The sequence below is a fragment of the Lichenibacterium minor genome, assembly GCF_004137685.1.
GTDB classification, from domain to species: Bacteria; Pseudomonadota; Alphaproteobacteria; order Rhizobiales; family Beijerinckiaceae; genus Lichenihabitans; species Lichenihabitans minor.
The window spans coordinates 132,870-146,928 of the sequence record NZ_QYBB01000006.1 but is presented as its reverse complement, the minus strand read 5'-3'; the positions used below and the strand labels follow the sequence as shown (position 1 = coordinate 146,928).

The 14,059-nt window shown below is 71.1% G+C and carries 12 protein-coding genes; 3 read left to right on the top strand and 9 right to left on the bottom strand.

The annotated features are described in order from the left end of the window. Window positions 1-8 precede the first annotated feature (8 nt). From glgX to treY, 3 genes are all read left to right on the top strand, one after another. Window positions 9-2,189 carry a glycogen debranching protein GlgX gene (gene glgX, locus D3273_RS07845; protein ID WP_129225189.1) on the top strand — a complete coding sequence of 727 codons (2,181 nt, stop codon included), beginning with the start codon at window positions 9-11 and terminating at the stop codon, window positions 2,187-2,189. A gap of 194 nt (window positions 2,190-2,383) precedes the next feature. After that, complete coding sequence (gene treZ / locus D3273_RS07840) at window positions 2,384-4,162, top strand: malto-oligosyltrehalose trehalohydrolase (RefSeq protein ID WP_129225300.1); 1,779 nt, start codon at window positions 2,384-2,386, stop codon at window positions 4,160-4,162. Between the two features lie 85 nt (window positions 4,163-4,247). Then, a complete protein-coding gene (gene treY, locus D3273_RS07835) occupies window positions 4,248-7,022 on the top strand; it encodes a malto-oligosyltrehalose synthase (RefSeq protein ID WP_129225187.1) in 2,775 nt (924 codons plus the stop codon). Between the two features lie 99 nt (window positions 7,023-7,121). Here the strand turns inward: treY and D3273_RS07830 are convergent, their stop codons facing one another. The 9 genes from D3273_RS07830 to D3273_RS07795 form a co-directional block, all read right to left on the bottom strand. Then, entirely contained in the window at window positions 7,122-8,108 is a 987-nt protein-coding gene (locus tag D3273_RS07830; RefSeq protein ID WP_129225185.1) for a trypsin-like serine peptidase, read from the bottom strand. Window positions 8,109-8,217: 109 nt separating this feature from the next. After that, window positions 8,218-8,802 carry a DNA-3-methyladenine glycosylase I gene (locus D3273_RS07825; protein ID WP_129225183.1) on the bottom strand — a complete coding sequence of 195 codons (585 nt, stop codon included), beginning with the start codon at window positions 8,800-8,802 and terminating at the stop codon, window positions 8,218-8,220. Then, entirely contained in the window at window positions 8,795-9,439 is a 645-nt protein-coding gene (locus D3273_RS07820; protein WP_165359418.1) for a DUF4276 family protein, read from the bottom strand. Before D3273_RS07820 ends, D3273_RS07825 begins: the two co-directional genes overlap by 8 nt. A 57-nt stretch (window positions 9,440-9,496) precedes the next feature. Further along, window positions 9,497-10,639, bottom strand: a complete 1,143-nt coding sequence (locus D3273_RS07815; RefSeq protein WP_129225179.1) for an AAA family ATPase — start codon at window positions 10,637-10,639, stop codon at window positions 9,497-9,499. A 37-nt stretch (window positions 10,640-10,676) separates the two neighbouring features. Next, window positions 10,677-11,282, bottom strand: a complete 606-nt coding sequence (locus tag D3273_RS29095) for a nucleotidyltransferase family protein (RefSeq protein ID WP_245501058.1) — start codon at window positions 11,280-11,282, stop codon at window positions 10,677-10,679. Next, complete coding sequence (locus tag D3273_RS29090; RefSeq protein ID WP_245501057.1) at window positions 11,279-12,310, bottom strand: molybdopterin-binding protein; 1,032 nt, start codon at window positions 12,308-12,310, stop codon at window positions 11,279-11,281. The genes D3273_RS29095 and D3273_RS29090 overlap by 4 nt, the downstream gene beginning before the upstream one ends. After that, a complete protein-coding gene (locus tag D3273_RS07805) occupies window positions 12,307-13,032 on the bottom strand; it encodes an XdhC family protein (RefSeq protein ID WP_129225177.1) in 726 nt (241 codons plus the stop codon). The genes D3273_RS29090 and D3273_RS07805 overlap by 4 nt, the downstream gene beginning before the upstream one ends. Further along, the gene (locus tag D3273_RS07800) at window positions 13,032-13,355 is read right to left on the bottom strand and encodes an XdhC family protein (RefSeq protein ID WP_129225175.1); all 324 of its coding nucleotides are present in this window, start codon (window positions 13,353-13,355) and stop codon (window positions 13,032-13,034) included. The genes D3273_RS07805 and D3273_RS07800 overlap by 1 nt, the downstream gene beginning before the upstream one ends. A gap of 134 nt (window positions 13,356-13,489) precedes the next feature. Beyond that, on the bottom strand, window positions 13,490-14,044 hold the full coding sequence (locus D3273_RS07795) for a hypothetical protein (protein ID WP_245501056.1): 555 nt from the start codon (window positions 14,042-14,044) through the stop codon (window positions 13,490-13,492). Window positions 14,045-14,059: the final 15 nt, after the last annotated feature.

The window sequence follows — 14,059 nt, the reverse complement described above, 5'->3', positions numbered from 1 at the left end:
GACGCGACATGAATCAGACGGTCAACCATCGGCAGACGCTCGAAGGCTCCCCGCACCCGCGCGGCGCGCTGTGGGACGGCCGGGGCACCAACCTCACGCTCTTCTCGGCCAACGCCACCAAGGTCGAGCTGTGCCTGTTCGACTCCTCGGGGCAGAAGGAGACGGATCGGCTCGAGCTGCCGGAATATACCGACCAGGTGTTCCACGGCTATTTCCCGAACCTGACGCCGGGCCAGCTCTACGGCTTCCGCGTGCACGGGCCCTACGACCCCAACAACGGGCACCGGTTCAACCCGAACAAGCTGCTGCTCGACCCCTACGCCCGCACGCATGTCGGCGAGCTGAAGTGGAATCCGGCCGTCTTCGGCTACAAGATGGAGACCGGCGACGACCTGAGCTTCGACGAGCGCGATTCGGCTCCTTTCATGCCGAAGTGCGTCGTCGCCGACATGCACAAGCCGCACCTGCCCGAAGGGAAGAAGCCCAAGCATTCCTGGTCGAACAGCCTGTTCTACGAGGCCCACGTCCGCGGCCTGACCAAGCGCCATCCCGCCGTGCCCGAAAACCTGCGCGGCACCTACGCGGGGCTGGCCACCCCCGAGATCCTGAAGCACATCAAGAGCCTCGGCGTGACCGCCGTCGAGCTCCTGCCGGTGCACACCTTTGTCAACGACGACTTCCTGATCGATCGCGGCCTGTCGAACTATTGGGGCTACAACTCCATCGGGTTCTTCGCGCCGCATCCGCTCTACGCGTCCGACCCCGTGAGCGCCGTGCAGGAGTTCAAGGACATGGTCACCCGCTTCCACGAGGCGGGCCTCGAAGTGATCATGGACGTGGTGTACAACCACACGGCAGAGGGCAACGAAAAGGGCTCGACGCTGTCCTTCAAGGGCATCGACAACGCGTCCTACTACCAGCTCATCCCGGACCAGAAGCGCTACTACATCAACGACACCGGCACGGGGAACACCTTCAACCTGCACCACCCGCGCGTGATGCAGATGGTGCTGGATTCCCTGCGCTACTGGGTCCAGGAGATGAACGTCGACGGCTTCCGCTTCGACCTCGCCTGCACCCTCGCCCGCGGCCCGCAGGGCTTCGACCGGCATTCCGCCTTCCTGCAGAACTGCCTGTTCGACCCCGTGCTGGCCGGCGTGAAGATGATCGCCGAGCCGTGGGACATCGGGCCGGGCGGCTACCAGGTCGGCAACTTCCCCCCGGGCTGGGCCGAATGGAACGACAAGTTCCGCGACGACGTGCGCGACTTCTGGCGCGGCGCGCAGCCCGTGGGCAACGTCATCTCGCGGCTCTGCGCTTCCGAGGACACGTTCAACCACGAGGGGCGGCGCCCCTGGGCCTGCGTCAACCTCATCACGGCGCATGACGGCTTCACGCTGAAGGACCTCGTGTCCTACAACGACAAGCACAACGAGGCGAACGGCGAGGAGGGCCGCGACGGCAGCTCCGACAACCGCTCCTGGAACTGCGGCGCCGAGGGCGAAACCGACGACCCCAAGGTCATCAAGCTGCGCAACAAGCAGATGCGCAACTTCATGTCGACGCTGCTGCTGAGCCAGGGCACGCCGATGATCGTGGCGGGCGACGAGTTCGGCCGCACCCAGGGCGGCAACAACAACGCCTACTGCCAGGACAGCGAGATCGGCTGGATCGACTGGAACCTGAGCGAGGACGGGAAAACGCTTCTCGACTTCACCCGCAGGCTCGGCACCATCCGCCACACCTATCCGGTGCTGCGCCGCGCCCGCTTCTACACGGGCACCTGGGATCCCGTGCACGAGGTCAAGGACGTCACCTGGGTGCGCTCGGACGGCTGCGAAGCCGAAGGGCACGACTGGACCGACCACACCATGAACTGCGTCGGCATGCTCATGGACGGCCGCGCCCAGGTCAACGCGGTGCCGCAGGACGGCGACCACTCCACCCTGATGCTCATCGTCAACGCCGGCCGCGACGCCATCGCGTTCACGATGCCGGACAGCCGCGACGGGAAAAGCTGGACGCGCCTCATCGACACCGCGGACGCGGGGCGCGGCGAGCAGGAATTCGCCATCGGCGACACCTGCCCGGTGCCGGCCCGCGGCCTCGTGCTGGTACGGCTGAACACCAACGCCCCGCCGCCGGTGCCGAACGAGAACGCGCCGGACAAGGACAAGGAAGGGGCCTGACGGGTCCCGGCCGGCGCCTGAGGCACCGGGTCGCGGCGGCATTCGGCGCCGCGACCCCCATAGTCACTGTGCATTCAGATCCAAGCGCGAACGCGCACCACGCTCCGGCAGCACGACGCTTCCGACCCCATCGGGTCGGGGGCCACCTTCACGAAGGCCATCGACCCTTGACCGAAACCTACCGCGCCCATGCGATGCCGCACGGCGCCCAATGGGCTGCCCACATCGGCACCCGTTTCCGCCTCTGGGCCCCCGCCCACACCAGCATCGACCTCGTCATCGAGGGCCGCGATCCGCTGCCGATGGAGGACATCGGCCACGGGTGGCGCGAGCGCGTGGTGCGCGATGCGGAGCCCGGCACGCTGTACCGTTTCCGCCTGCCCGACGGGCTCATGGTGCCGGACCCCGCGTCGCGTTTCCAGCCGGCCGACGTGCATGGCCCGAGCGAGGTGATCGACCCCACGGAGTATCGCTGGCGCGACGAGGCCTGGGCGGGCCGGCCCTGGCACGAAGCGGTGCTCTACGAGCTCCACATCGGCACCTTCACCCCCGAGGGCACGTTCCGCTCAGCCATCGACAGGCTCGACCACCTCGTGTCGGTCGGCGTCAACGCCGTCGAAGTGATGCCGGTCGGCGACTTCCCGGGCGCGCGCAACTGGGGCTACGACGGCGTGCTGCCCTACGCGCCCGACGCCGCCTACGGCCGCCCCGAGGACTTCAAGGCCTTCGTCGAGGCCGCGCACGCGCGCGGCATCTCGGTCATCCTGGACGTCGTCTACAACCACTTCGGGCCGGACGGGAACTACCTGTCGCTCTACGCCCCGGGCTTCTTCACCGAGCGCCACCACACGCCCTGGGGCATCGCGGTGAACTACGACGGCGAGCACAGCCGCCCGGTTCGCGACTTCGCCATCCACAACGCGCTCTACTGGATCGAGGAATACCACCTCGACGGCCTGCGGCTCGACGCCGTCCACGCCATCATCGACGACACCACGCCCCACCTCCTGCACGAGCTTTCGGTCAGGGCCCGCCACGCGACGCTGAACCGGCCGCTCCACCTCGTCCTGGAGAACGAGGAGAACGCGGCGAGCCGCCTGCTCCGCTCCGACGACGGCCGCGCGGAGCGCTACACGGCGCAGTGGAACGACGACGTCCACCACGTGCTCCACGTCGCGGCTTCGGGCGAAGGCGATTCCTATTACGGCGACTACGTCGGCGACACCGACAAGCTCGGCCGCGCGCTCGCGCAGGGCTTCGCGTTCCAGGGACAGGTGATGAGCTTCCGCGGCAGCCCGCGCGGCGAGCCCTCGGGCGAGTTGCCGCCCACCGCCTTCGTGAGCTTCGTCCAGAACCACGACCAGATCGGCAACCGCGCCTTCGGCGACCGGCTCAACGCCTTCTCACCGCCGGAGGCCGTCAAGGCCGTGTCGGCGGTGTGCCTGCTGCTGCCCCAGGTTCCGATGCTGTTCATGGGCGAGGAATGGGGCGCCGCGACGCCCTTCCCCTTCTTCTGCGACTTCTCGGGCGACCTCGCGGACGCCATCCGGAACGGGCGGCGCGAAGAGTTCAAGCACTTCCCGGCGTTCCGCGACGAGGCCGCGCGCGACCGCATCCCGGACCCGACCGCGGCGTCCACCTTCCTGGCCGCCAAGCTCGATTGGAATGCCGTGGACCCCGGCGCCCTCGCCCGCACGCGGAGCCTCCTGGCACGACGCCTGGCCGAGGTGACCCCGCTCGTGGCGCGCATGGGCGCGCATGCGGGGGCCTACGAGATCCTCGGCCGGGGTGCCGTGACGGTGCGCTGGCGCACGGAGGACGGCGCCGAACTGCGGCTCGACGCCAACCTCAAGGCCGACCCGCAGGGCGGGTTCGCCGACGTCGCCGGACGCGAGATCTGGCGCGAAGGCGAGGTCGCGGGCGGGCGGCTCGATCCTTGGACCGTGCGCTGGTCCGTCCACGACGGCGTTTGAAAACGCCTGAATCGGCGACGGCGCGACGCCGGCCCCTGAACCCGAAGCGGGGTTCAGGCCTTTACGGTCCGACATTTCAGCCAGGATGAAGCCCGTGACGCCCCGCGCCACCTATCGCCTCCAGTTCACCCCCGACTTCGGCTTCGACGCGGCGGCCGCCCTCGCCCCCTACCTGGCGAAGCTGGGCGTCAGCCACCTCTACGCTTCGCCCTACCTGAAGGCGCGGCCCGGCTCGACCCACGGCTACGACATCACCGACCACAACGTGTTCAACCCCGAGCTCGGCGGCGCGGGGGGCTTCGCCCGCATGTCGGCGGCGCTGAAGGCGGCGGGGCTGAAGCAGGTGCTCGACTTCGTGCCGAACCACATGGGCGTCGGCGGCGCCGACAACCCGTTCTGGCTCGACGTGCTGGAATGGGGGCCCGACTCCGCCTTCGCGGGCTGGTTCGACATCGACTGGGACTCCGACCAGGCCTACCTCCACGACAAGCTGCTCGTGCCCATCCTGGGCGGCCAATACGGCACCGAGCTCGCCGCGGGCCGGCTGCGCCTGAAGTTCGATGCCAAGACCGGCTCCTTCGCGGTCTGGGCCTACGACACCCACATGCTGCCGATCTGCCCCGTGCACTACGGTCAGATCCTCGGCGACGACGACGAAACCCTCGACCACGTCGGCGACGGCTTCTCGGGCCTGCCCGCGTGGCGCCCGCAGGTGCTGCGCCGGGCCGAAAGCCTGAAGGCCGACCTCGTCGAGCTCGTGCGCGAGCGGCCCGAGGTGGGCGAGGCCATCGAGGCCGCCGTGGCCAAGCTCAACGGCACGGAAGGGGACGCCAGGAGCTGGGGCCGGCTCGACGCGCTGGTCCGCAAGCAGTTCTGGCGCGCCGCGCAGTTCCGCACCGCGGCCGACGACATCAACTACCGCCGCTTTTTCAACATCAACGACCTCGCCGGGCTGCGCATGGAGCTGCCCGCGGTGTTCGACCACGCGCATCGCCTCGTCGCCACCATGCTGCGCGACGGCACGATCGACGGTCTGCGCATCGACCACATCGACGGCCTGCTCGACCCCAAGGGCTACCTCGAGCGCCTACGCGCCCGGGCGCCCAACCGCCAGGGCCAGGCGCCCTACCTCGTCGTCGAGAAGATCCTCGGCCCCGGCGAGCCGCTGTGCCCGGACTGGCCGGTCGACGGCACCACCGGCTACGAGGTGACGAACCAGCTCCTGGAACTGATGGTCGACCCCGCCAGCGAGGCGTCCTTCAGCCGGGTCTACGCCGATTTCACCGGCGAGCTCGAGGTGTTCTCGAAGACCCTGAAGTCCTGCAAGAAGCTCATCATGGACAACGAGATGTCCTCCGAGCTGAACAGTCTCGCCCGCGAGATCACCCGCGTGGCCCGCTTCAACCCGAAAACGTCCGACTTCACCCGCAACCTCATCCGCCGTGCCCTGCGCGAGGTGGTGGCGAACTTCCCCGTCTACCGCAGCTACCTCGACTTCTCCGGCACGCCGACCGAGGCCGACCGGCAGTCGCTCGACGCCGCCATCGCGGCGGCGCGTCGCTCCGAAACGGCCATCGACGGCTCGGTCTTCACCTTCCTCTACGACCTGCTCACCGGCGACCTCGTCGCCGGACCGAAGAGCGGGCTGTCGCGCAACGCCGTCCTGCATGCCGCCATGCGGTTCCAGCAATACACCGGCCCCGTCACCGCCAAGGGGCTCGAGGACACGGCCTTCTACCGCTTCAACCGCTTCATCGCGCTGAACGAGGTCGGCGGGCACCCGACGACCTTCGGCCGGCCGCTCCAGGCCTTCCACGACGCCAATGCCGAGCGGGCCGAACACTGGCCGCATTCCATGGTCACCACCTCCACGCACGACACCAAGCGGGGCGAGGACACGCGCGCCCGGCTGGCCGCCCTGTCCGAACTGCCCGACGCGTGGGCCGAGGCCGCCATCGCCTGGGGCAAGCTGCTCAGCCCCGCGCCCGCCGACGCCGACCCGGACCGCCAGCCCGACCGCAACGACGAATACGCTCTGCTTCAGCTCGTCGTGGGCACCTGCCCGATCGAGCTCCTGGGGGAAACCCGCGATGCCGACGCGGTCGCCACCTTCGCGGAGCGCATCAAGGGCGCGACCACGAAGGCGCTGCGCGAAGCCAAGGTCCACACGACCTGGGCGGACCCGAACGAGACCTACGAGGGCGCGACGCTCGCCTTCGTCGACCGCATGCTGACGGGGGAACGTTCGGAGGCCTTCTGGTCCGCGGCACTGCCGTTCATGCGGCGGGTGGCGAAGCTCGGCGCCCTGAACAGCGTGGTGCAGACCGTGCTCAAGCTGACGATCCCCGGCATGCCCGACATCTACCAGGGTTGCGAGCTGTGGGACTTCTCAATGGTGGACCCGGACAACCGGCGCCCGGTCGACTTCGCGGGGCGCGCCGCGGCGCTCGATGCCGTGAAGGCCGACATGGCGCTCGACCGCGCCGACGCGATCGCCGCCTATGCCGGGTCCTGGCGCGACGGCCGGCTGAAGCTGGCCCTGACGACGGCGCTGCTGGCGCTGCGGGGCGACCATGCGGCGTTGTTCGCGGACGGCAGCTACGAGGCGCTCGCGGCGCGCGGCGCGGACGCGGACGCCGTGTGCGCCTTCCGGCGCCAGGCGGGCGGGGACGAGGTCGTCGTCGCGGTGGCGCGCTTCCCCGGCCGGCGCGAAACGGCGGGCTTCGACGGCGAAACCGCGCTGGCGCTCCCCGAAGGCCGCTGGACCGATGCCCTCACGGGTCGGACCTTCGGCGGCGATGTCGCCGCCGCACGGTTGTTCGAGGCGATCCCGGCCGTGGTGCTGGTGCGGGAAGGCTGAAGCCCGACGATCCCGACCGGACCGGTCGGGATCGGGAACCCGCGGGGCCCCGGGGCGAAGGATCCCCGCAGGCCGAGACCCGCGCCGGTGCCCCCCGGCTCAGCCGATGATGCGATGGTGGCGATGCCCCATGTGGGACGGCGCCGCGAAGCCCACGCCGGCCTCCGTCGAGGCCGCCGCGATCGTCGCGGCGTCGCCCCTGGCGGGCGCCTGCAGGGCGTTCACGAGGTCGGCGAGCTGGCTCGGCACCGTCGGCCCGGCATGGTGGTGCCTCGCCGTCCCGTGGTGCGCCGCGAGGTCGGTATAGGCGAAGTCCGCCGGAACTGCAGCGGCGAGCGCCGCCGATCCCGTGACGGACGCGGCGTCGACGGCGCCCGACACCGTTCCGGCGATCTGGGGGACGATGCCCTTCGGCGCGTCCTGGCCGCCGGCGTAGAGGGACCGGTCGGAGGCGATCCAGTGACGGATCAGGGCGACCTTCGCCTTCGTCAGCTTCGTGGCGTCCGCGTTGGTCGACACCGTGCCCACCACCGCCTGGACCACGCTCCCGTTCCTCTCGACCGTGTCGTAGAGCGGGCCGCCGCTGTAGCCGGGCGACAGCGCCAGGCCGGACGTGTCGATGTCGGACAGTCCGCCGTCCTGGGACACGACGCCCCCGGTCCCCGTCAGGTTGCCGGATTTCGACGCCGGATAGCCCTTCACCACGACGTCGCCGGAGGTGAAGGCCGGGTCGAGCGCGAACCTGCCGTAGGGCGTCAGGTCGGCCGACGTGTCGATGATGGCGAAGTCGGACTGCGTCGCCGCGGCCGACAGCTCCTCGTTGTTGTCCGCCACCTTGATGGTGTGGATCGACTGCAGGCCGCCGAGCGCGCCGGAAGGGTTGTAGGCCGTCGCACCCGCGGTGAACCCGGGGTAGAGGCTGATGGCGTCGGCCGTGGCGCCCGTGTCGGCGTCGTAGACGAGATGGGCCGCGGTCAGGATCGTGTGCGGGCCGATGACGACGCCCGTGCCCTGGAACTCGCCCACGCCCGGGATGTCGTCGAGGATGTAGACCACCGCGCTGTCGGGGAAACTCGTGTTCGACATCGACCGCTCCTGGACATGGGGCACGGCAGCGGCGGTCCCCCGACCCGCCGCACCGCAGGCCGGGCACCAAACCACGGAACCTTCGCCGGCGGGAAGGGCCCGCGATGCCTCAGGACGGCGGTCCGCCGAGTTCGGCGTGGCGGAAACAGGTGACGAGGTGGTCGTTGACCAGCCCCACCGCTTCCATCCAGGCGTAGACGATCACCGGCCCGACGAACTTGAAGCCGCGCGCCTTCAGGGCCTTCGACAGCGCCAGCGACTCCGCCGTCTGGGTCGGCACCTCGCCGGCGCGCCACGCGTTCTGGCGCACGCGGCCCCCGACCGCGCCCCAACAGAAGGCGGCGAAGTCTTCGCCCCGGTCCCGCATGGCGAGGAACGCGCGGGCGTTGCCCACCGTGGCGTCGATCTTGGCGCGCGACCGCACGATGCCGGTGTCGCCGAGAAGCCGCGCCACGTCGCCCTCGCCGAAGCCGGCGACCCGCTCCGGGTCGAAACCGGCGAAGGCCTGCCGGAAGGCGTCGCGCTTGCGCAGGATGGTGATCCAGCTGAGGCCGGCCTGGAACCCGTCCAGCATCAGCTTCTCCCACAGGGCGCCGCCATCGCGCTCCGGCACGCCCCATTCGGTGTCGTGGTAGGCGCGGTAGAGCGGATCGCGGCCCGGCCAGGCGCAACGGGGGCGGTCGTCGTCAGTCACGGCAGCGGCGCTCCAACGCGGCGATCCAGGCCGAGAAATGCGGGCAGGCCGCGCGGATGCGCGTCAGGCCGATATCGAGGGCGGCGAGGGGGCCGACCGATGTCTTCAACCCGGTATAGGAGGGAAAGTGACGGACGATCCGTTTGGACGGTGCGGTCTGTGATCCGCCGTCCACCTCTTCGGGGGCGAGGCCGGCGATGTCGGCCTTCAGGGCCGCGATGCCGGTTCCGGCCTCGTCGGGCATCCAGCGTCCGATCGCGTCGATGTCGGCGAGCAACAGCGCTTCGTACTCGTGCAGTTGAAGATATGGGGTGAAACGCCAGAGCTGGCTCGTCGTCACATCGGCATGGAACGTCGCTTCGAGCGCCGCGACCCGGTCGCGCGCTGGCCGCCGTGGAGCGTCGGCCGAGCCTGGGAAGTCGCTCGGGATGGCATAAAGGTCGAGCATGGTGGTGAACCACGTCTCGCCGCCATGCTTCTGTTCCATCTCGCGGCGAAGGACGTCGCGGAGCTTTGCATAGCTCGTCCAACCACCCTTGTATCGGCGCCGGTTCGATCCGGCCCTGTTGGAAGGCAGGATCGGGATCACATCGGTCGCGATCGCGTCGCGGAAGTGGGCCTGCAGGACCGTCTTCACGAACTCTTCCTCGGTCTGCCCTTCGCAGACGACGTAGAGACGACGCACCGGCACGGCTCACTCCGCCGCGAGCGAGCCCGGGCGCCCGCCGAGCAGGTTCATGTCCCAGAGCTCATCCAGGCCGTAGTCGTCGAGCCAAGCGTCCAGCCCGGCCGCATGGAGCCGCCGGAACGAGGACGACCGCGCCGCCCGGTCGACGACGATCACGTTCTCGGGCGCGAGGGCCCGCAGGAAATCCGGCGACTGGGTCGCGACGATGCACTGGCGCGCCTGCGCGGCGGCTTCGAACAGGCCGATGACGATCTGCAGGCCCGCCGGATGCAGGCCCAGTTCGGGCTCGTCCACCACGACGATGGGTGGCAGGGTCGCGACCGGCTGCAGGAGCAGAGCCGTCAGGGCCATCGCCCGCAACAGGCCGTCGGAGACCTGCCCGGGCCCGAAGATCAGGTCCGATCCCAGTTCGCGCCATTGGAGCAGAGCGTACCCCTGGTCGTCCTCGATCGCGAAGTCGTCGAAGAATGGCGCGATGAGCCGTATCGTTCCGACGATCCTTCGATGGTGGAGCGGCGCGACGCTCCGCATGTGGAACAGGAAGGCCGCGAGATTGCTCCCGTCGCCGCGCAGATGGTGTCCGCCGTCGATCCTGGATTTGCGCTTGAGCGGCGACTCCGCCGACGTGTCGTGAAACTGGAACACGCCCAGGCCGCGCATCAGCTGCAGGATCGTCCGCTGCGTCTCCATACCCTGATCGTCGCTGACGGTGAGCAAGCCCGGCGTCCGATGGCCGGCCCCGAAGTCGAGCCAGCTCTGCCCGTCGCCGAGATCGTGTCTGCGGAAGCGGATCCGCTCTTCGGCGAAGATCAGCGTGTCGCCGGCGGCCATCTCGAGTCTGAAGGCATAGTCGTTGAGGCCGGCCGCAGTCTCGATGACGATCTCGCCCTTGATGGACGACGTCAGCTTGGGGCCGTCGTGCAGCAGCGCCGACGCGCCGCCCATGCGGCCCGTGAAGAGCGAGAGCCCTCCCTCCGACGACAGCATGAAGCCGACCATGCGCAGAAACGCGATCAGGTTCGACTTGCCGGCCCCATTCGGTCCGATGAGCACGTCGAGGTCGGAAAAGTCGATTTCGGACGAGGCGATGGAGCGGAAGCCCTCGATCCGGAGACGCTTCAGCTTCGGCCTATCGCCATCTCCCGGCATGGTCGTCCACCTCGCTCCTGTGACGCGCGCCGAAGGTTCACCCGTTCGCCGATGGGGTCAAGCGCAGCGCCGCCGGCTCGTCCACATCGAGCAGCACGGCATCGTCGTCGACGTCCACCTCGACGACCCGCGCCCGGGCGAGAAGCCGGCGCGCCCCTTCGTCGCCGGTGAGCGCGCCCGCCCGGGCGAACAGGGCGCGGCCGAGCAGTGCCGGGTTGCCCCGCCGCTCGGCCGTCACGGGCACCACCGCTTCGGCGGCGGGGTCGATCGCGAAGGCGGCGAGCAGGCGCTCCAGGAGCGGCGGCGTGACGCCCGGCATGTCGCCGAGAAGCACCAGCGCGCCGGACGCGTCGGCGGGCAGCGCGCCGAGGCCGACGCGCAGCGAGGACGCGAGGCCGGTCGCGAAATCCGGGTTGTGGGCGAACGCCACGGCGCAGCCGGCGAGCGCGTCGCGCACCTCGGGCGCGGCGTGGCCGGTGACGACCACGACCGGACGGGCGGGGCTCGCCAGCGCGGCATCGGCGACGCGGCGCACCAACGGCACGCCGCCGTGGGGCGCCACCAGCTTCGTCGCCACAGAGGGGTCGGCGGCGCGGTAGCGGCTCGACGTGCCGGCCGCCAGGATCACGGCCGCGACCCTCACGGCTCGTCCTCGCGGGACGCCCCGCCGCGGGGCTGCGGCCGGGACACGATCTCCATCAGGAGCCCGCCGGCGCCGAGGCGGCGGATGTCGGCCCCCGCCACGGGGACGTCGGCGAGCAGGCGCTGCAGCACCCAATCGAACCCGTTCTCCTTCGGGCTGCGGGCGCAGCCCGGGGCGCCCAGCACCGGCACGGCGCCGATGCGGCCCATCATCAGCAGGTTGCCGGGGTCGACCGGCATGCCGAGGTGGTCCACGGTGCCGCCCGCGCGCTCGACGCCGGTGGGGATCACGTCCCGCCGATCCGCGATCGCGGACGCGCCGTAGACGATCAGCAGGTCGTGGTCCCGCACGAGGCGCCGCAGCGCTTCGGCCAGGGCGCCGGCCTCGTGGGGCACGCGCTCCTCCGCGGCGACCCGCGATCCCGTCGGCGCGAGCCGGTCGTCCAGCACGCGGAGCGTCTTCGCCACCACGGACGGCTTCAGCCCGGGCAGCAGCGTCGACACCACGCCGACGCGGCGGGCGCGGTAGGGCGACAGCCGAAGCGACGGACCGTCCACCTCGCGCACGGCCCGCTCCAGCACGGCGCCGTCCACCGCGAAGGGGATCACCTTGACGGTGCCCACCATCTCGCCCTCCTCGACGGCGCGAAACGGCGGCAGCGTCGCCAGGGTGAGGCGCTCGTCCACGGCGTTGACGCGCTCGACCGCGTCGGCGTCGACCAGGAGCACCCCGGGCGCGGAAGCGAACAGGTTCGCCCGGCCCGTGAAGGCGCGCTCGATCCACAATCCCGGCCCCGCCACGGCCTCGGCCAGGCGCCGCGCCGCCACGTTCTCGCCGACGTCGCCGGGATCGAGCCGCGCGACCACGACCGAGCGGACGCCGGCGCGCGCCAGGGCTTCGGCCTGGAGCGGCGTGACGACGTCCCCCTTGCGGACCACGACGGGCTCGCCCGCCTCGTCCCGCGCCTGGACGCCGTGGGCCGCGACCGCGCCGGCGGCCTCGCCGACCGGGACGGGACCGAACCTCATCGGGCCGCGGGCGCCGCCGCGGCGCCGTCCTTCTCGGCGCGGGTCGGCTTGCGGCGCAGCGCGCCCACGACCTCGCCCAACACCGAGACGGCGATCTCGGCGGGCGACACGGCGCCGATGTCGAGGCCGATGGGCGCGCGGATGCGGGCGACGGCGTCCTCGGCGTGGCCGGCCGCGAGGAGCCGCGCCACGCGGGCCGCGTGGGTCTTCCGCGAGCCGAGCGCGCCGACGTAGAAGCACTCGGCCCGGAGCGCCGCGTCGAGCCCGGGGTCGTCGACCTTGGGGTCGTGGGTCAGGGCCGCCACGGCGGTGAAGCGGTCGAGCCCGACGCGCGCGAGGGCGACATCGGGCCATTCGGCCAGCACCGTCACGCCGGGGAAGCGTTCGGGGGTGGCGAAGGCGGTGCGGGGATCGACGATCGTCACGTCGAAGCCCGCCAGCGTCGCCATCGGGGCCAGCGCCTGGCTGACGTGGACGGCGCCGATGACCACGAGCCGCACCGGGGGCACCTGCACGGTCAGGAAGGCCGGGCCGGCCTCCGTCGCGACGGTTCCGCTCTTGCCGGAGCGCAGCGCTTCGGCGATGGGCTCGGCCAGGGGATCGGCCGCGACGTCGGCGGCGCGCACCAGGCGCTGTGCCGTCGTGGCGAGGTCCGTGACCACCACGGCGGCGCGGCGCGCGGCGCGCTCCGCGTTCAGGGCCGAAAGGAGGGCGAGCCGCATCAGTCGACGCGCTCGACATAGACCTTGATCCTGCCGCCGCAGGACAGGCCCACCCGCCACGCCGTCTCGTCGGCGACGCCGAAATCCAGCGTGCGCGGGGCGCCGTCGGCGATGACGTCCAGGGCTTCGGTGACGACGTCGCCCTCGACGCAGCCGCCCGACACCGAACCGAGGAAATTGCCGTCCCCGTCCACCACGAGGTGGCTGCCGACGGGGCGGGGCGCCGAACCCCAGGTTTCCACCACGGTGGCGAGCGCCACGCCGCGGCCGGCGCGGCGCCAGGCTTCCGCGCCCGCCAGGATGTCGTCGTCGGTGGCCAGCATGTCGGTGTCCTCGGGTTCGAGCGGCGCTTCGGATCGACGGGGGCGCGCCCCGTCGATCGGGAGCGACGTGCCGGCCTTAGATCGGGACCGGGGCAGGCCCCGTCAACGACGGAAGGGCCCGTCCGCCGCAGCCTTCAGGCGGGGCGGAGGTGGTCGACCTCGATGCGGTTCCCGGCCATGCGGTAGACGATACGGTCCCCGACCCGGACGAGGCCGAGCTCGACGTCGCGGTCGGGAAGGACCGCGATGGCGCGATCGCCGTTGAAGACGAGCAGTTGGTGGTTCTTCGGGGCCCCCAGGGCGGCCCAGCGTTTCATCTGCGCGTGATACGGGGCCCGCCGCCAGGAGGTCGGCGCGCCCACGTCCGGCGCCACCACGAGGCGGCGCCCCTCCATCTCGGTGTACATGACGAACTTCGCCCGGTCCGGCCGCCATTCGGGCCCGAGGGCGCCGTTGCGCATCCAGTGGCAGAAGAACAGCCGGCAGGTCTGCGGCCTCGCCTCGTGGATGCCGCAGCCGCGCGCCTGGACCACGTGGCGGCACCACTGCCCCGGTCCCTTGTCGACCTCGGGGATCGCGAAGGCCTTGCAGCACACCGTGCAGGTGTCGCAGGAGCGGCCCGGCACCAGGCCGGGTGCCGCGGCGGCGGCGGGCGGGGCGGCGGCGAGGATGGTCGGAGGTGGGGGCATGAAGCGCGATCGGGG

Bases quoted from the DNA above. Each gene is read 5' to 3' on its own strand.
- treZ (WP_129225300.1), top strand. From the start codon at position 2,384: ATGCCGCACGGCGCCCAATGGGCTGCCCACATCGGCACCCGTTTCCGC.
- D3273_RS07805 (WP_129225177.1), bottom strand. From the start codon at position 13,032: ATGCGGCTCGCCCTCCTTTCGGCCCTGAACGCGGAGCGCGCCGCGCGC.
- D3273_RS07830 (WP_129225185.1), bottom strand. From the start codon at position 8,108: ATGTCGAACACGAGTTTCCCCGACAGCGCGGTGGTCTACATCCTCGAC.
- D3273_RS07800 (WP_129225175.1), bottom strand. From the start codon at position 13,355: ATGCTGGCCACCGACGACGACATCCTGGCGGGCGCGGAAGCCTGGCGC.
- D3273_RS07815 (WP_129225179.1), bottom strand. From the start codon at position 10,639: ATGCCGGGAGATGGCGATAGGCCGAAGCTGAAGCGTCTCCGGATCGAG.
- D3273_RS29090 (WP_245501057.1), bottom strand. From the start codon at position 12,310: ATGAGGTTCGGTCCCGTCCCGGTCGGCGAGGCCGCCGGCGCGGTCGCG.
- treY (WP_129225187.1), top strand. From the start codon at position 4,248: ATGAAGCCCGTGACGCCCCGCGCCACCTATCGCCTCCAGTTCACCCCC.
- D3273_RS07795 (WP_245501056.1), bottom strand. From the start codon at position 14,044: ATGCCCCCACCTCCGACCATCCTCGCCGCCGCCCCGCCCGCCGCCGCC.
- glgX (WP_129225189.1), top strand. From the start codon at position 9: ATGAATCAGACGGTCAACCATCGGCAGACGCTCGAAGGCTCCCCGCAC.